The following is a 16,740-nucleotide window of genomic DNA, read 5'->3' on the forward strand; positions in this document are numbered from 1 at the left end:
CCGCCTCCGCCGCCCTTCCGCCGCCGTCCTACGCCAAACTGTCCCGCCAGGCCCGGTGCAGATCCGCGAACCTGCCCGTGCCCGCGACGAGTTCGGCGGGTTCGCCGTCCTCGACGATCTTTCCGTGCTCCATCACCAGGACACGGTCCGCGATCTCGACCGTCGACAGCCGGTGCGCGATGACCACGGCCGTACGGCCCTTCAGCACCGTCAACATCGCCCGCTGCACCGCACGCTCGCCCGGGATGTCCAGCGAGCTGGTCGCCTCGTCGAGGATCAGCACCGCCGGATCGGCCAGCAACGCCCGTGCGAAGGCGACCAGTTGCCGCTGACCGGCCGAGATACGGCCGCCCCGCTTGCGTACGTCGGTGTCGTAGCCGTCGGGCAGGGCGCTGATGAAGTCGTGCGCGCCGATCTCCTTCGCCGCCCGCTCGATCTCCTCGCGCGAGGCGTCGGGCCGGCCGATCGCGATGTTGTCGGCGACCGTGCCGGAGAACAGGAAGGCCTCCTGCGTCACCATGACCACCCCGCGCCGCAGTTCGGGCACGGCGAGGTCGCGCAGGTCGACGCCGTCCAGCAGCACCCGGCCGTCGGAGGGGTCGTAGAACCGGGCCAGCAGCTTGGCCAGGGTCGACTTGCCGGCGCCCGTGGAGCCGACGACCGCGACCGTCTGCCCGGCCGGGATCGTCAGGTCGAAACGGGGCAGCACCTCCCCGCCGGTGCGGTAGCCGAAGCGGACACCGTCGAAGACGACCTCGCGGCCCGGCTGTTCGCTCTCCAGCGCGGGGAGCTGCCGGGGACTCGACGGCTCGGGCACGGACGGGGTCTGTGCGAGCAGCCCGGCGATCTTCTCCAACGAGGCCGCCGCCGAATGGTAGGAGTTGAGGAACATCCCGAGCCGGTCGATCGGGTCGTAGAGCCGCCGCAGGTACAGCACGGCCGCCGCCAGCACACCGAGGGCCACGGTGCCGTCCGCGACCCGGTAGCCGCCCCACAGCACGATCGCGGCGACCGCCGTGTTGGCGACCAGCCGTGAACCGGTGACGTACCGGGCCATCTCCAGCAGCGCGTCGCCGTTGGTCCGCTCGTGCCGCTGGTTGAGCGCGCCGAAGTCCGCGTCGTTGGCCGCCTCGCGACGGAAGGCACGCACCGGGCGGATGCCGTTCATGGTCTCGACGAACTTGACGATGACGGCGGCGATGGCGGTCGACCGCGCCCGGTACACCCGCCCGGCGCGCCGCTGGTACAGCCGCACCAGGGCGTAGAGCGGCACCAGGGACGCCACCGCCACGCCCCCGAGGCCCAGGTCGAGCCAGAGCAGCATCGCCGAGATGTAGACGAAGGACAGGATGACCGTCACGAGTTCCTGAAGGCCCTCGTCCAGCAGCTCGCGCAGCGACTCCACGTCCGTGGTGGAGCGGGAGATGAGCCGGCCCGAGGTGTAGCGCTCGTGGAAGTCGACGCTCAGTGTCTGCGCGTGACGGAAGATCCGGCCGCGCAGGTCGAGCAGGACGTCCTGGTTGACGCGGGCCGCGGCGGCGACGAACGCGAACTGGAGCCCGCCCGCGGCCAGCGCGCACGCCAGATAGCCGACGGCCACCGCGATCAGCGGCCCGTGGTCCTGCGCCCGGAACGCCGGCACGGCACGGTCGATGGCGTACGCCACGAGCAGCGGGCCCGCCTGCACGACCGCCTGCTGGAGCAGCAGCAGGAGCGACGTGACCGTGACGCGGGCCTTCATGGGCGCGAGCAGGGAGCGCAGCAGGGCGGCGGTGGCGCCCGGGGGTGTGGGCAGGACGTCCCGGTCGAAGGGGTCGCCGGTGGTGGGGGTCCGAGCGTCGGGCTTCCCGGCGTCGGGCTTCTCGTCGTCGGGTGGGCCGTCGGCCGGTGCGGTGGTGGCCGCCGTCATCGTGCGCCCTCCTTCTCGCCGGACTGTGCGCCGGACTGCTCGCCGGACTGTTCGCCCGGCCGTTCCCCTGACTGTTCGCCGGACATCAAGTGCGCGTACTCGGCGTTCGTGCGCAGCAGTTCGTGATGCGTGCCGACCGCGGCGATCCGGCCGCCGGACAGCAGCGCGACGCGGTCGGCGAGCAGCACGGTGGACGGGCGGTGCGCCACGATCAGGGCGGTGGTGTCCGCGAGGACCTGTCGCAGGGCGGCCTCGACGGCGGCCTCGGTGTGCACGTCCAGGGCCGACAGCGGGTCGTCCAGGACGAGGAACTCCGGCTGTCCGACGACGGCTCTGGCCAGGGCCAGGCGCTGCCGCTGTCCGCCGGAGAGGCTGAGGCCCTGCTCGCCCACCTGGGTGTCCGTCCCCTGCGGCAGGGCGTGCACGAAGTCGGCCTGGGCGACCGCCAGGGCGCGCTCCAGCTCCGCCGGGCCGGCCCTGTCGTCGGCCCCCATGAGAACGTTGTCGCCGACCGCGGCCGAGAACAGCGTGGGCTCCTCGAAGGCGACCGCGACCTTGGCGCGCAGCGCCTGCCTGGACAGGGTCGTGATGTCGACGCCGTCGAGGGTGATGCGGCCCGAGGTCACCTCGTAGAAGCGGGGGATGAGCGCCGTGAGGGTGGTCTTGCCGCTGCCTGTCGCTCCGACCAGGGCCATGGATTCGCCGGGGCGGATGTGGAGGTCGACCTCGTCCAGGACGGGCGGGGAGCCGGGCGGTGCGTCCGGGTAGCGGAAGGTCACGTCGTGGAACCGGAGACCGGACCCCGTCGCGGCCGGCGACGCCTGGCCACCGGGCACCCCCCGCTCCTCGACGTCCTCGTCCATCACCTCGAAATACCGCTCCGTCGCCGTCGCCGCCTCCTGGCTCATCGCCAGCAGGAACCCGATCGACTCCACCGGCCACCGCAGCGCCAGCGCCGTGGACAGGAACGCCACCAGCGTCCCCGCCGACAGCTCCCCGTCGGCCACCTGCACCACGCCCACCACCAGCGCCGCCCCGATCGCGACCTCCGGCAGCGTCACGATGACGCCCCAGATCGTCGCCAGCAGCCGCGCCTTGCGCAGCTCCGTGCCGCGCAGCGTCCCCGACAGCTCCCGGAACGCACGGGCCTGGCTCCGGTGCCGGCCGAAGCCCTTGATGATGCGGATGCCGAGCACGCTCTCCTCGACGACCGTCGTCAGGTCGCCGACCTGGTCCTGGGCGAGCCGGGCCACCTTGGCGTACCGCTTCTCGAAGATCACGCAAGTGACCATCACGGGCACGGCGGGCCCGAGGATCACCAGCCCCAGGGTCCAGTCCTGGAGCAGCATGATGACCACGCCGACGAGGATCGTCACGCCGTTGACCAGCAGGAAGGTCAGCGGGAAGGCGAGGAACATGCGCAGCAGCATCAGGTCCGTCGTCCCCCGGGACAGCAACTGCCCCGAGGCCCACCGGTCGTGGAAGGCCACCGGCAGCCGCTGGAGGTGGCGGTACAGATCCGCCCGCATGGACGCCTCGACGTGGGAGAGCGGACGCGCCACCAGCCACCGCCGCAGCCCGAACAGCAGGGCCTCGGCGAGGCCGAGCAGCAGCAGGTACAGCGCGCCGAGCCAGACCCCGCCCGGGTCCCGGTCCGCGATGGGCCCGTCCACCATCCACTTCAGGACGAGCGGGATCACCAGGGCCACGCAGGAGGCGAGCACCGCCACGAACGCGGCGGTGAACAGCCGCACCCGCACGGGCCGCACGTACGGCCACAGGCGCAGCAGCGTACGCACGGCGGAACGGTCCTGGGCGGGGGCGGGTGTCGTGGCCATCAGCAGCGAGCCTACGGATCGCCACTGACACTGCCCACCGGGTTTCCGCGTACCCGGGCCGGCCGCCGGTCCTGCGACCTGCACGTTCGAGGGGTCGTACGGTGGCATCAACCGATCGGATGATGCCCGTTCGAGCGCGACGGCCGATGCGCCGGTACGCGCCGTGCCGCGACCCTCGTCCCATGCCGACCGCACCTGTCATCGAAGTCACCGACTTGCGCAAGAGCTACGCCGGACGTCCCGCCGTCGACGGTGTCTCCTTCGCCGTGGAGGAGGGGGAGATCTTCGGGATCCTCGGGCCGAACGGCGCCGGGAAGACCACCACCGTGGAGTGCGTGGAGGGCCTGCGCGTGCCCGACTCCGGCCGGGTCCGCGTCACGGGCCTCGACCCCGTCACCGAGCACGAGGCCACCCGCCGCGTGCTCGGCGCGCAGCTCCAGGAGAGCGAGTTGCAGGCCAAGCTCACCGTCCGAGAGGCACTGGAGCTGTACAGCGCCTTCTATCCGAGCCCGCTCGACTGGCGGCCCCTCGCCGAACGCCTCGGCCTCGCGGCCAAGTTGACGACCCGGTTCGCCAAGCTCTCCGGCGGCCAGAAGCAGCGGCTGTTCATCGCGCTCGCGCTGGTGGGCAACCCCCGGGCCGTCGTCCTGGACGAGCTGACGACAGGCCTCGACCCGCGCGCCCGCCGGGACACCTGGGAGCTGATCGAGGACATCCGCGCGAACGGCGTGACCGTCCTCCTCGTCACCCACTTCATGGAGGAGGCGCAGCGGCTGTGCGACCGCATCGCCGTGATCGACAAGGGCCGGGTGGCCGCCCTGGACACCCCGGCCGGGCTGATCCGGCGCTCGGCGGGCGCCACCGTCATCAGCTTCACGCCGTCCGCCCCACTGGACGACCGTGACCTGAACGCGCTGCCCGCGCTCGCGTCGGTCGAGTACAAGGAGGGCCGCGTCACCCTGTCCGGCACCGACGAGACGGTCAACGCCGTCCTCACCCTCCTCGCCCGCACCCGCGTCACGGCCCACCAGCTCCGGGTCACCGACGCCACGCTGGACGACGCGTTCCTCGACCTCACCAAGGAGGCAGCGGCATGAGCACGCACCTGGTCCACCCCGCCGTACTGAGGAGCGAGGTCCGCCTGTTCCGCCGGGAGCCCGGGAGCCTCTTCTGGATCCTGGTGTTCCCGACCCTGCTGCTGGCGATCCTCGGCTCGATCCCGTCCTTCCGCGAGGCCGACCCGTCCTTCGGCGGGCTGCGCCCGGTCGACGGTTACGTGCCGGTCAGCGTGCTGCTCGGCCTGATCATGGGCGGGATCCAGGCGATGCCGCAGACCCTGACCGGCTACCGCGAGCGGGGCATCCTGCGCCGGATGTCCACGACGCCGGTCCGGCCCGCCGCCCTGCTCTCCGCGCAGATGCTGCTGTACGGCGGGGCCGCCCTGGTGTCGGCGGTGCTCGCCCTCGCGGTCGGCCGGCTCGCCTTCGGCGTACGGCTGCCCCGGCAGGGCTTCGGATACGTCCTCGCCCTGCTCCTGGCCGTCCTGGCCGCCCTCGCGCTGGGCGCGGTGATCTCCGCGCTGTCCCGGTCGACGAAGATCGCCGGTGCCATCGGGTCGGCGGTGTTCTTCCCGGCGATGTTCTGCGCGGGCGTGTGGATGCCGGTGCAGACCATGCCGGACGTCCTCGCCCGGTGCGTCGGCTTCACACCGTTCGGGGCGGCGGCCGAGGCCTTGAACCAGGCCGCGGCGGGGGACTGGCCGGGCTGGGGCCACCTGGGAGTGCTCGTGGCCTGGACGGTGCTGCTGACGGCCGCTGCCTCGCGCTGGTTCCGCTGGGAGTAGGCGAACAGCCGTGCAGACTGGGGAGATGACCGCGGCGGACCAGAGAATCGAGCACCGTCAGAACCAGTTCCACACCTGGGGCGTCTACGGGCTGCTCGCCGTCTCCGCCCTCCTCTCGGTCGCCGCGCACGAACTGATGACGAGCCCCGCCGAGTGGTACGCGGGCGGGGCGCTGGTCGTCGCCGCGGTGCTCCTCCAGCTCTGGCACGGGCCCCGCCGCGGCCGCCGGACCCCGTCCAGGCGCGGGACCGTCTACTACGTCCTGCGCTGGGCGATCGCCTTCGCCCTCACCTGGCTGAACCCGTTCTTCGGCTTCTACGCGTCCACCGGCTACTTCGACAGCGACGAACTGATCCCCGGAAAGCGCCGGCAGTGGCTCGGTCTCCTCGCCACCGTCGTCGTCGTGGCGGGCTCGCAGTCCGGCGGGATGCCGCTGCGCAGCCCCGTCCAGTGGCTGCTGTTCGCCGTGCTGCTGGTCACGAACTACGGTCTGCTGACGGTGGTCGGCCACATCACCCAGCAGGAGGAACAGCGTTCCCGCGAGCGGGCCGTCACCATCACCGAACTCGAACGCACCAACGCCGCCCTGCAACGGGCCCTCGACGAGAACGCCGCCTTGCACGCCCAACTCCTCGTCCAGGCACGGGAAGCGGGCGTCGCCGACGAGCGCCGGCGACTGGCCGCCGAGATCCACGACACCATCGCCCAGGGGCTGACCGGCATCATCGCCCAGCTCCAGGTCGTCGCGAACGCCCCCGACCTGGCCGTGGCCCGCACGCACCTCGAACGCGCCTCGGACCTGGCCCGGCACAGTCTCGGCGAGGCCCGACGCTCGGTGCACAACCTCGCCCCCGTGGCCCTGGCCGACGCCGGACTGCCGGAGGCCCTGAAGAAGACGGTCGCGGAGTGGGGCGAACGGACGGGGGTGCGCGCCGAGTTCACGGTCACCGGCACCGCCGAGCAGCTCCACGAGGAGGTCGCGGCCACTCTCCTGCGGATCGTCCAGGAGGCCCTGTCCAACACCGCCCGGCACGCGGCGGCCGGCCGCGTCGGCGTCACGCTGTCCTTCCTCGGCGACGAGGTCATCCTCGACATCCGCGACGACGGCCGCGGCTTCGACCCGCTCGCCGTCCCCGCCCGCACCAGCACCGGCGGCTTCGGCCTCGACGGCATGCGGGCCCGCGCCGAACGCATCGCCGGTTCCCTCACCGTCGAGTCCGAGCCGGGCCAGGGTACGGCGGTCTCCGCTCGCGTACCGTTGGTCCGCCATGACTGAAGACGCCCCGGCGGGTGACCCCGCGATCACCCTGCTCGTCGTCGACGACCACCCCGTCGTACGGGACGGCCTGCGCGGCATGTTCGAGTCCGCCCCGGGATTCACGGTCCTGGCGGAGGCGTCGAACGGCGTCGAGGCGATCTCCCTCGCCACCGGCCTGGACCCGGACGTGATCCTGATGGACCTGCGCATGCCCGGCGGCGGGGGAGTGGACGCCATCCGGGAACTGACCCGCACCGGCGCCCGCGCCAAGGTCCTCGTCCTCACCACCTACGACACCGACTCCGACACCCTCCCCGCGATCGAGGCGGGCGCCACCGGCTACCTGCTGAAGGACGCGCCCCGCGAGGAGCTGTTCACCGCCGTACGGGCGGCGGCCGAGGGCCGTACGGTCCTCTCCCCGGCCGTGGCCTCCCGCCTGGTCTCCGCGGTCCGGACTCCCAGGTCCCCCGGCAACGAGCCGCTCTCCGCGCGCGAACGCGAGGTGCTGGCCCTGGTCGCCAGGGGCACGTCCAACCGCGAGATCGCCCGTGAACTGTTCATCAGCGAGGCGACCGTGAAGACCCACCTCACCCACCTCTACGCCAAGCTCGGCGTCAAGGACCGCGCGGCGGCGGTGGCGGTGGCGTACGACCGCGGGATCCTCGGCTAGTCCCTAGTCCCCTTCGGCGTGATGGGCGCGTGAGGTGTGCGTGAGCCGTCGCTGGGAGCGTGGCCGTCGTCAAGGACAGTCTGGGAAAAGGGGATTCGCGTGACCGTGATGGCCGAGACGGACCGTGTGGAGGCCGCGCTGCGTGCGCTCACGTTCGAGCACACCGTGGCGAAAGGGCTCGTACACCGGCGGGCGCTGTCGGAGGTGTTCCTGACCGACAGCACGGCGGTCGACGACGACCACTTCGTGGCCGGAGCGCAACTGCCGCCGTCCCACGCCTACTACACCGACCACACGACCCGCTCCGCGGTCGACCCGCTGTTCCTGCTGGAGTGCTGCCGTCAGGCCGAGACGCACGCCGTGCACGCGCACTTCGGGGCGCCGGACGGCACCAAGTTCGTTCTCCAGCAGTGGTCGATGGAACTGCCGGGCCTGGCCGCCCTGGAGCGCACCCACGGGCCGGCCGAGGTGACGATCGCGGCCACGACGCACGACGCGCAGTGGGTCGGCGGGTCGCTGCGCGGTCTGCGGTACCGCATGGCGATCACCGTGTCCGGGCGCCCGGTGGGCGAGGTGACGATGCGGGTGAAGTACGTCGCCGACAGCGTGTACGGGATGCTCCGCGGCCGGCGCGACGGCGGGAGCACGCCGACGTCCGAGTCGTACCGCCGGCCGGCCACCGAGGGCCTGGTGTCCCCCGGGCGCGTGGGCCGGGAGCGGCCGGAGAACGTGGTGCTGCTCGACCCGGTCACCGAGGGCCGGCAGGTCCGGGCGCGGCTGCTGGTGGCCGGCGGGCACCCCAGCCTGTTCGACCACGCCCAGGACCACGTGCCCGGCATGGTGCTGATGGAGGCGGGACGGCAGACGGCCCTGCTGACCGCCGAGGAGCTCTTCGGGGCCCCGGCGGCCTCCTGGTCACTCACCGGGCTGGAGGCCTCGTTCGGCGCCTACGCGGAACTCGACGAGCCCCTGACGGTGATCGGCGACGGCCACGAGGGGGCGGCCGACGCCGCCGGGACCGTGTCGGTCCCCGTGACGTTCGAACAGGGCGGGCGCGGTGTCGCAAGGGCCGCCTTCAGGCTGGAACGCGGCAGCGCGGGACGCTGACCACGAAAGACCGTCCGGACCCCAGGGGATGGGGTCCGGACGGTCTTCTCGTTCCGCGGGGGGCAGCCCGGAGGGCAGCGGGGAGGGGTCACCCCTCCTGGGCGGTGGAGGACTGGTCCAGGTCACGGTCACGGACCATGGTGAAGATGGCGACCGCCCCGGCGAGGGCCACGCAGGCCAGCACCACGTAGACGACGCCCCAGCCGTGCTGGAGACCCTGGACCGCCCGGTCCACCAGGTCCTCCCCGCCGCTCGCGCGCACGGAACCCAGCCGGCCCTGCACCACGTCGTCGGCCATCGCGCCGTCGTCCGCGGACAGTTGCTGACGGGTCGAGGTGAGCAGCAGCCCGCCCACACACGCCACGCCGATCGTCTCGCCCGCGACCCGGAGGGTGTTGAACATGCCCGACGCCATACCGCTGCGCTCGGCCGGCACCACGCTGACCGCCGCGTTGTCCATGACGCCGAAGGCCAGACCGATACCGACACCGGCCAGCAGCAGCGCCGCGTACAGCCCGGTACGGGACGACACCGGGTCGGTGAACGTCATCAGCAACAGTGCGACGGCCAGCACCGCCGGTCCGACGGCCAGCAGCATCCGCACGGACAGCAACCGCACCAGCGTGCCGGTGAACAGCGGCAGGACGAAGACCGGCAGCGTCAGCGGCAGCAGCATCGCTCCGGACATCGTCGAGCCCGCGCCGCCCGCACCCTGGAAGTAGGGCGGCAGGTAGACGAGCAGGGCCGCGAACGCGAAGACGATGCTCACCGGCTGCCAGATGATGGCGACGAACGTGGGGCGCCGCAGCAGGCTCAGGTCGAACATCGGCTCGGCGACGCGCAGTTCGACCACGACGAACAGGGCGAGGAACAGCGCCGCACCGGCGAAGGAGCCGAGCGTGACGATGCCGCCCCATCCCTGTGAGGGCCCCTCGACGAAGCCGAGGGCGAGCAGCATGAGGGCCAGGGTGAAGGTGACCACGCCGGGCAGGTCGATGCGCCGCGCACCCGGATTCTTCGACTCGGGCAGCGTGCGGGCCAGGACGAGCACGACCGCACCGAGCAGGACGTTGACCAGGAACACCGCGTGCCAGGACGCGACGCCCACCAGCAGGCCGGACACGAACGGGCCCATCGCCAGGCCGAACCCGATCGAGGCGCCGAAGATGCCGAAGGCCCTGGCCCGGGCGGCCCCGCTGAACGTGTGGGCGAGCAGCGCGGAACCACTGGTCAGCACCGCCGCCGCGCCCATGCCCTGGACGAAGCGCGCCAGGTCCACGAGCAGGATGGTGGGCGCGGTGCCCGCGACGAGCGAGGCCAGCGCGAAGACGGCCGTGCCGCTCCTGAACAGACGGCGGCGCCCGAAGAGGTCGGCCGCGGAACCGGCCGCGAGCATGAAGGCGGTGAACGCCACGTTGTAGGCGTTCAGCACCCACTGGGTGGAGGCGGCCGAGGCGTTCAGCGCGCCCGACATGTCGGCGAGGGCGACTCCCGGCCCCGTGACGGAGATGGGCAGCATCACGGCGGCCAGAGCGATGGCCACCAGCACGCGCGTGGGATTGGGGGCGGTCTCCGCAGGGACGGCCCTGGGTGGTGACAGCTCGGAATCAGCAAGTGACTGGGACATCGAAACCTATCAATCCTGGGGCAAACTGGGTCGGGTGCGTGGTCAGAGCCGGGAGGCCGGCAGCGGGGCCCGGCCGGCCGGCGGGCGCGCGGCGGGCGGGGCGTCCTGGGCGGCGAGGTGAGCGCCTAGCTCCGCGAACGAGGTCACCTGCGCGTCGATGAAGGACCCGAACGCCGACACGTCGTCGTCCGAGAAGACCGCGCCGCGCATCAGCACCGTACGCAGCCCCGCGATCTTGGCCGCGCGCAGGGCGAGCGGGGAGTCGTCCACCAGCAGCCACTGCCCCGGGTCCATCTCGCCCTCGGCCGCGAGCAGCGCCGCGTAGGTGTCCGGATCGGCCTTGGAGGCGTGGTCGAGCGCCACGTAGTCCTCGGGCCCGAACAGCCCGTCGAGCAGCGAGCGGCGCGCGGTGGCGCGGTCCATCGTGGAGAAGACCCGCAACCGCACGCCCCGCGCACGCTGCTGGGCGCAGAACGCCTCCACGCCCTCGCCGAGGGCCAGCGGCGTGCCCCGGACGGCGGTCAGCGACCTGAGCGCGTCGATCTCGGCGTTCAGGTGCTGCTCGATACCGAGGCCCGCGAACAGCACGCGCAGGCTCTCCCGTTGGGGAAAGGTGCTGATGGCCTTGAACTGCGTGACGGTCGCCTCGATGGGCAACTCCGTGTGGCGGTTGATGCCTTCGTGCAGGGCGAGCAGCAGCAGGCTCGACGCGTTCAGGCTCAGCACTCCGTCGAAGTCCAGCAGCAGGGTCTGCGGGGAAGCGGCGCGGTCCAAGGCGTAACTCCTGGGGTGGGTGAGGGGGGCGCGGCAGGAAGGGCCGGGACCGCGCGGGGAAGGGCAGGGGCGCCGGTGGCGCCGGACGGGCCGGGGGCGGCCGGTCCGGCGCGCGGGGTGGCGCGGGTGCTCAGCCGCGCCAGACGGAGTGCGCGGCGGCCTCGGTGTCGAGGGTGCGCAGCAGCTCCTCGTCGATGGAGTGCAGCGAGTCGACGATGTGCCGGGCGCCGCTCTCCCGCATCAGCTGGGGCTGGAAGCTGTGCTCGAAGGAGCTGGGGTGACCGATGAAGGGGATGTCGAGGGCCTTGGCGACCTCCGCCACCCGGGCCACGTCGTCGATGAACAGCACCTCGTCGTACTTCAGGCCGAAGACCTCGGTGGTGATCTCGCGCAGGCCGGGGCGGAAGTCGTTGGTGCAGACGTAGCCGGGCTCGTCGAAGAGGTCGGCGTGCTCGCCCAGGAAGTGGTCGAAGTGCGACTTGTCGAGGCCGCCGTAGCTGACCGTCTTCAGTCCCAGCCCGCGCAGCCGGCGCAGCAGGTCGATCGCGCCGTCGAGCAGCTCGACCGGGTGGTCGCGGGTGTACTCCTCCCGCTCCTTGAAGTAGACGTCGATCGCCTCCTGGGCGGTCCACGGAACGCGTGCCGCGTTCGCCATGCCCTGGCCGCCGACGAGCTGCGGCTGGGAGAAGATGCTGCGCTCGACGTCGGCGGTGTACTCGCCGCCACGACTGACGATGAAGTTGTGGATGACCGGGCTGAAGGTGTCGTTCAGCAGGACGCCGTCGATGTTGACGGCGGCCAGCTTGAGCTGCTTGAGCTTGTCTGCCATGGGATTCCTCGGTAGCTGGTGAAGAGACTGAAGAGCGAAGGGAGTGAAGAGCGAAAGGAGTGGCGAGCGCAGGGAGTCAGTGGCCGACGGTCGCCATGCCCGCCGGGTCGTAGCGCTCGCCGGAGACGACGTCGTGGGGCACCGCGGCCGACACGGCGGCCAGTTGCTCGTCGGTGAGCCGCAGTTCCGCGGCGGCGACGTTCTCGCGCAGGTAACCGATGCGGCGCGTGCCCGGGATGGGGACGATGTCGTCGCCCTGGGCCAGCAGCCAGGCCAGGGCGAGCTGTACGGGGCTGCACCCGTAGAGCTCCGCGAGTTCGCGCAGCCGCTCGACCATCCGGATGTTGCGCGCCAGGTGCTCCTGCTGGAAGCGGGGGTGCGAGTGCCGGAAGTCGCTGGGGTCCAGGTCCTCGGGCCGGCTGATCGCGCCGGTCAGGAAACCCCGCCCGATCGGCGAGTACGCCACGAGCGACGTGCCCAGCTCCCGGGCCACCGGCAGGACTTCCGCCTCCACCTCGCGGGTCCACAGCGAGTACTCGGTCTGCAGGGCCGCGATGGGGTGGACGGCGTGCGCCCTGCGCAGGGTCTGCGCGGTCACCTCGGAGAGCCCCAGGTGCCCGACCTTGCCGGCCCGCACGAGCTCCGCCATGACTCCGACCGTCTCCTCGACGGGGATGTCGGGGCTCTTGCGGTGCAGGTAGTAGAGGTCGATGTGGTCGACGCCCAGGCGCTTCAGCGACGCGTCGACGGCCCGCCGGCAGTGCTCCGGGCTGGAGTCGATGTTCCGGCCCTGCCGCGGGTCGCTGTCGTCGCGCCGGATGCCGAACTTGGTCGCGAGGACCACCTGGTCGCGGCGGCCCGCGATGGCCCGGCCCACCAGGCGCTCGTTGTGGCCCTTGCCGTACATGTCGGCGGTGTCGAGCAGCGTGACCCCGCTGTCCAGGGCCGCCTGGAGGGTCGCCAGGCTCTGGGCCTCGTCGGTCGGACCGTAGAACTCCGACATCCCCATGCAGCCGAGACCGATGGCGGAGACCACCGGGCCGTTCGTGCCAATCCTGCGTTGCTGCACTCAGTTCTCCTCGTGCGCGGTCGTGAGCGGGGTCGTGTGAAGGGGTGTCCGGAGCACGTTCGCCTGCACCGCGGCGCAAGGGCCGCCGCCGGACGCATTCCAGGCTGGCAGCGCGTACTTACGCACCACTCACGTGCCTCTCACGTCCGACGTGAGCGGCACATGTCCCCTGCGTGGGCCGCTCGTGAGGGAAAGCGGAGCCCGCGTTGCCAGGGTGAGAACTCCGACGAGCGCCACAGCACACCGGTGCGCCACGACAGCAGCCAGGAGGAACGACGCAGTGACGGCTACGACAGCGACAAGGGCTGTGGCTGACAGCAGTACCTCGAAGACGTCCCACGGTGACGGAGACGCCGGATGACCGGGCCGGACCGCGCGGCGGTCGTCGCCGGCCTGGGCAGCTGGGTCCCGCCCACGGTGGTCACCAATGACGACCTCGCCCGGCAACTGGACACCTCGGACGAGTGGATCAGCAGCCGGACCGGGATCCGCCGGCGGCACGTCGTCGACCCGGGCGGATCGACCGGTGACCTCGCCGTCGAGGCCGGGCGCAGGGCCCTGAAGTCCGCGGGCGAGGAGCGGGCCGACGTCGTCGTGGTCGCCACCAGCACCCCGGACCGCCCCTGCCCGGCCACCGCGCCCGAGGTCGCCGACCGGCTGGGGCTCGGCGGGGTCGGCGCGTTCGACATCGCCGCCGTGTGCACGGGCTTCGTCTACGCGCTGGGGGCGGCGGCCGGTTTTGTCCAGGCGGGCTTCGCCCGCTCCGTCCTGGTCATCGGGGCGGACACCTTCTCCACCATCCTCAACCCGGCCGACCGCACGACCCGCGCCATTTTCGGGGACGGCGCCGGAGCGGTGTACCTGCGCGCCGGGGCGGCGGCGGAGCCGGGCGCCCTGAAGGGGCTCCACCTCGGCAGCGACGGCGGCCAGAGCGACCTCATCCAGGTGGCGGCCGGCGGTTCACGGCAGCGCTCCACCGGCCGGCCGGCCGCGACGGAGGCCGGCTACTTCACCATGGAGGGCCGCCCGGTCTTCGCGGAGGCCGTGCGCCATATGGCGGCCTCCGTGACGGCGACGGCCGACGCCGCGGGCTGGGCGGTCGAGGACATCGACAAGGTCGTCCTCCACCAGGCCAACGCGCGCATCCTGGCAGCGGTCGCCGAGCGCATCGACCTGCCGCCGGAACGGTTCCCCTCCAACATCGAGCGCGTCGGCAACACCGTCGCGGCCTCGATCCCGCTGGCCCTGGCCGACGCGTCGGCCGACGGCGAACTGCTCCCCGGCCAGCGCGTCGTGCTCGGCGGGTTCGGCGGGGGGCTCACCTGGGGGTCGGTGGCGCTCGTATGGCCCGACATCCCGGCAGTCTGACGCCGGCCCCCACCGCACCACAGCCACCCTCACCTCTCATCACTCACCGCATCACAAGGAGAAACACCATGCAGGCGATCGCGGAGCGGGTCTCGGTCCTTCTCTCCGACCAGTTCAAGGTCAAGCCGGAGATCATCGCGTCCGAGGTGACGCTCGGCAAACTGTCCTTCGACTCCCTGGTCCTGATCGAGCTCGGCCTCGTCCTGGACAAGGAGTTCGGGGTCGAGATAGCGGACGGTGAGCTCACCGAGGAGCACACCCTGGACGACCTGGTCCAGCTCCTGTCGGCCAAGGGAGCGGCGGTCTGATGGCGGACGGTCCCGCACACGGCACAGCCGTCACCGGCCTGGGCCTGGTGACCCCGGCCGGAATCGGCGTGGCGGACAACTGGGAGCGGGTGCTGTCCGGACGCTCCTGCGCCACGCGCGACCCCGCACTCACCGAGCTGTCGGTCGACTTCTCCTGCCGGGTACCGGGTTTCGACGCCGGTGAACTGCTGGGCGGCTTCGCCGGCTGGCAGCTTGAGCGCTTCGTCCAACTCGCCGTCGTGGCCTCCCGGATGGCCGTCGCCGACGCCGGATGGGACTCCACGACGTGGGACGGCACCCGGGTCGGGGTGGTGCTCGGCAACTCGCTCGGCGGCGCCGCCACCTTCGCGGAGCAGCACGACACGCTGCGCGAGCGCGGCGCCGGCAAGGTCTCGCCCTTGTTGGTGACGAAGTACATGCCGAACATGCTCGCCGGCTATGTGGCGATCGACGTCGGTGCCCGGGGGCCGAGTCTGGTCACCGCCACCGCGTGCGCCTCCGGGGCGACCGCCATCGGCACCGCCCGGGACCTGCTGCGCTCCGGCGCCTGCGACATCGTGCTGGCGGGCGCCAGCGAGTCCGCGCTCACCCCGACGGTGATGGCCGGGCTGTGCAAGATGGGCGCCCTGTCCAAGTCGGGGGAGGCGCCCGAGCACGCCGGCAAACCGTTCGACGCGGAACGGGACGGTTTCGTGGCCGCCGAGGCGGCCGGCGTGCTGGTCCTGGAGCGGGAGGCGGACGCCCGCGCCAGGGGTGCGAGGATCCGCGCCGTCGTCAGCGGCTACGGATCCTCCTCCGACGCCCACCACGCCACCGCCCCGCACCCCGAGGGTGAGGGCATCGAGCGGGCCCTGCGCGGCGCCCTGGCGGACGCGGGTGCCGGCCCCTCCGACGTCCGGCACGTCAACGCGCACGGCACCGCCACCGCGATGAACGACCTCGTCGAGGGCCGGATGCTGCGCCGCGTCCTGGGCGACACGCCTCTGGTCACGTCGACCAAGGGGGTCACCGGCCATGCGCTGGCCGCCGCGGGCGCCATCGAGGCGGCGTACACGGTGCTGGCCGTGCAGCACGGCACGGTGCCGCCGACGGCGAACCTGAAGAACCCGGACCCGGCCATCGAGCTGGACGTGGTCAGCGGCGAACCCCGCACCACCCCCGTGGACGTCGCCGTCAGCACGTCGCTGGGATTCGGCGGCCACAACGCCGCGCTCGTCGTCACGTCGGCCTGAGTCCGACGCCGCGAGGTCCGCGCCGGGCGGGGAGCACGCGCTCCCCGCCCGGCGCGGGCGCGGCTTCCTGCCCGCGCCCTTTGTCTCGTACGGCGCTCCCACGGCCCCGACCCACCAAGGAATGAGCATGGCTTCCCCCTCCGAGGACTGGACGCACGTGCTGCGGCCCTCCGCACAGCGCGGCAGCCGCGTCGTCGTCTTCCCCCACGCGGGCGCCGGCGCGCAGCGCTACGCGAGCGTCCTGGCCGGTCTGCCGGGGACGGTGGAGGTCGTGGGCGTCACACTGCCCGGGCGGGAGCGGCGCGCGAGCCTCGCACCACGCACGACGCTGGCGGCCGCCGTGCCGGGCATCCGCCGGGAGCTGAGCGCCCTCGACCCCGCCCCCACCGTCTTCTACGGCCACAGCCTGGGAGGACTGCTGGCGCTCGCCGTCGCCGACGCCGGCGGACACTGCGACGGCCTGGTCGTGAGCTGTTCGCAACCGGGCGCGCGAAGCCGCCCACGCCCGCGACACCCGGGCCCCGCCGCCGAACTGGCCGAGATCCTCGCCTCCCACCGCCTGCCCGCCGACGCCCTGCGCGACCTGTCGCTGAGCCCCGCGCGGCGGATTCTGGCCCATGACCTCGCGCTCGCGCGGGAAGCGCTGCACGCCGTGGAGCCGCTGCGGCTCACCGTGCCGGTGACCGCGCTGGCCGGTACGGACGATCCGCTCGTCCCGCCGGGCGCCCTGCCCCTGTGGGCCCGCTTCACGTCCGGCCCGTTCCGCTGCCGGCTCGCCCAGGGAGGGCACTTCTTCCCCTTCACCCCGCAGGGGCAGGGTGTCCTGCTCGAAGAGCTCCTCGCGTCCCTGACGGCCGCTCAAGCGGGGGCACCCGCCGCTCACGTGGGGGCACTCGCCCTTTGACGCC

Annotated in this window: 15 protein-coding genes; 9 read left to right on the forward strand and 6 right to left on the reverse strand. The window is 72.5% G+C overall.

Going from position 1 to position 16,740, the window contains the following annotated elements:
• Window positions 1–28 precede the first annotated feature (28 nt).
• Window positions 29–1,909, reverse strand: coding sequence for an ABC transporter ATP-binding protein (locus CP976_RS29975; protein ID WP_150483122.1), 1,881 nt, complete (start codon window positions 1,907–1,909; stop codon window positions 29–31).
• On the reverse strand, window positions 1,906–3,747 hold the full coding sequence (locus CP976_RS29980; RefSeq protein ID WP_150483123.1) for an ABC transporter ATP-binding protein: 1,842 nt from the start codon (window positions 3,745–3,747) through the stop codon (window positions 1,906–1,908). Before CP976_RS29980 ends, CP976_RS29975 begins: the two co-directional genes overlap by 4 nt.
• A gap of 182 nt (window positions 3,748–3,929) precedes the next feature.
• Between CP976_RS29980 and CP976_RS29985 the strand changes: the two genes are divergently transcribed.
• From CP976_RS29985 to CP976_RS30005, 5 genes are all read left to right on the forward strand, one after another.
• Complete coding sequence (locus CP976_RS29985) at window positions 3,930–4,844, forward strand: ABC transporter ATP-binding protein (protein ID WP_150483124.1); 915 nt, start codon at window positions 3,930–3,932, stop codon at window positions 4,842–4,844.
• Window positions 4,841–5,590 carry an ABC transporter permease gene (locus tag CP976_RS29990; protein WP_150483125.1) on the forward strand — a complete coding sequence of 250 codons (750 nt, stop codon included), beginning with the start codon at window positions 4,841–4,843 and terminating at the stop codon, window positions 5,588–5,590. The genes CP976_RS29985 and CP976_RS29990 overlap by 4 nt, the downstream gene beginning before the upstream one ends.
• A gap of 25 nt (window positions 5,591–5,615) precedes the next feature.
• Window positions 5,616–6,866: a sensor histidine kinase gene (locus CP976_RS29995; RefSeq protein WP_150483126.1), complete on the forward strand. Its 1,251-nt coding sequence runs from the start codon at window positions 5,616–5,618 to the stop codon at window positions 6,864–6,866.
• Window positions 6,859–7,518: a response regulator gene (locus CP976_RS30000; protein WP_150483127.1), complete on the forward strand. Its 660-nt coding sequence runs from the start codon at window positions 6,859–6,861 to the stop codon at window positions 7,516–7,518. Before CP976_RS29995 ends, CP976_RS30000 begins: the two co-directional genes overlap by 8 nt.
• Window positions 7,519–7,626: 108 nt before the next feature.
• Window positions 7,627–8,625 (forward strand): ScbA/BarX family gamma-butyrolactone biosynthesis protein, encoded by a 999-nt coding sequence (locus tag CP976_RS30005; RefSeq protein WP_229876645.1) that lies wholly within the window; start codon window positions 7,627–7,629, stop codon window positions 8,623–8,625.
• A gap of 88 nt (window positions 8,626–8,713) precedes the next feature.
• On the opposite strand, the gene CP976_RS30010 is transcribed toward CP976_RS30005, so the two are convergent.
• The 4 genes from CP976_RS30010 to CP976_RS30030 form a co-directional block, all read right to left on the reverse strand.
• Window positions 8,714–10,252 carry an MFS transporter gene (locus CP976_RS30010; protein ID WP_229876643.1) on the reverse strand — a complete coding sequence of 513 codons (1,539 nt, stop codon included), beginning with the start codon at window positions 10,250–10,252 and terminating at the stop codon, window positions 8,714–8,716.
• Between the two features lie 42 nt (window positions 10,253–10,294).
• The gene (locus CP976_RS30015; RefSeq protein WP_150483129.1) at window positions 10,295–11,026 is read right to left on the reverse strand and encodes an HAD family hydrolase; all 732 of its coding nucleotides are present in this window, start codon (window positions 11,024–11,026) and stop codon (window positions 10,295–10,297) included.
• Window positions 11,027–11,156: 130 nt separating this feature from the next.
• Window positions 11,157–11,855: an HAD family phosphatase gene (locus CP976_RS30025; RefSeq protein WP_150483130.1), complete on the reverse strand. Its 699-nt coding sequence runs from the start codon at window positions 11,853–11,855 to the stop codon at window positions 11,157–11,159.
• 76 nt (window positions 11,856–11,931) lie between these two features.
• A complete protein-coding gene (locus CP976_RS30030) occupies window positions 11,932–12,924 on the reverse strand; it encodes an aldo/keto reductase (RefSeq protein WP_167537449.1) in 993 nt (330 codons plus the stop codon).
• A 357-nt stretch (window positions 12,925–13,281) separates the two neighbouring features.
• Between CP976_RS30030 and CP976_RS30035 the strand changes: the two genes are divergently transcribed.
• The 4 genes from CP976_RS30035 (at window position 13,282) to CP976_RS30050 (ending at window position 16,736) form a co-directional block, all read left to right on the forward strand.
• Complete coding sequence (locus CP976_RS30035; protein WP_150483131.1) at window positions 13,282–14,292, forward strand: beta-ketoacyl-ACP synthase III; 1,011 nt, start codon at window positions 13,282–13,284, stop codon at window positions 14,290–14,292.
• Between the two features lie 68 nt (window positions 14,293–14,360).
• A complete protein-coding gene (locus CP976_RS30040) occupies window positions 14,361–14,600 on the forward strand; it encodes an acyl carrier protein (RefSeq protein ID WP_020272690.1) in 240 nt (79 codons plus the stop codon).
• Window positions 14,600–15,832: a beta-ketoacyl-[acyl-carrier-protein] synthase family protein gene (locus CP976_RS30045; protein WP_150483132.1), complete on the forward strand. Its 1,233-nt coding sequence runs from the start codon at window positions 14,600–14,602 to the stop codon at window positions 15,830–15,832. The genes CP976_RS30040 and CP976_RS30045 overlap by 1 nt, the downstream gene beginning before the upstream one ends.
• A gap of 127 nt (window positions 15,833–15,959) precedes the next feature.
• Entirely contained in the window at window positions 15,960–16,736 is a 777-nt protein-coding gene (locus CP976_RS30050) for a thioesterase II family protein (RefSeq protein WP_150483133.1), read from the forward strand.
• The last annotated feature ends 4 nt before the right edge of the window (window positions 16,737–16,740 follow it).

This window comes from Streptomyces coeruleorubidus, assembly GCF_008705135.1.
GTDB lineage: Bacteria > Actinomycetota > Actinomycetes > Streptomycetales > Streptomycetaceae > Streptomyces > Streptomyces coeruleofuscus.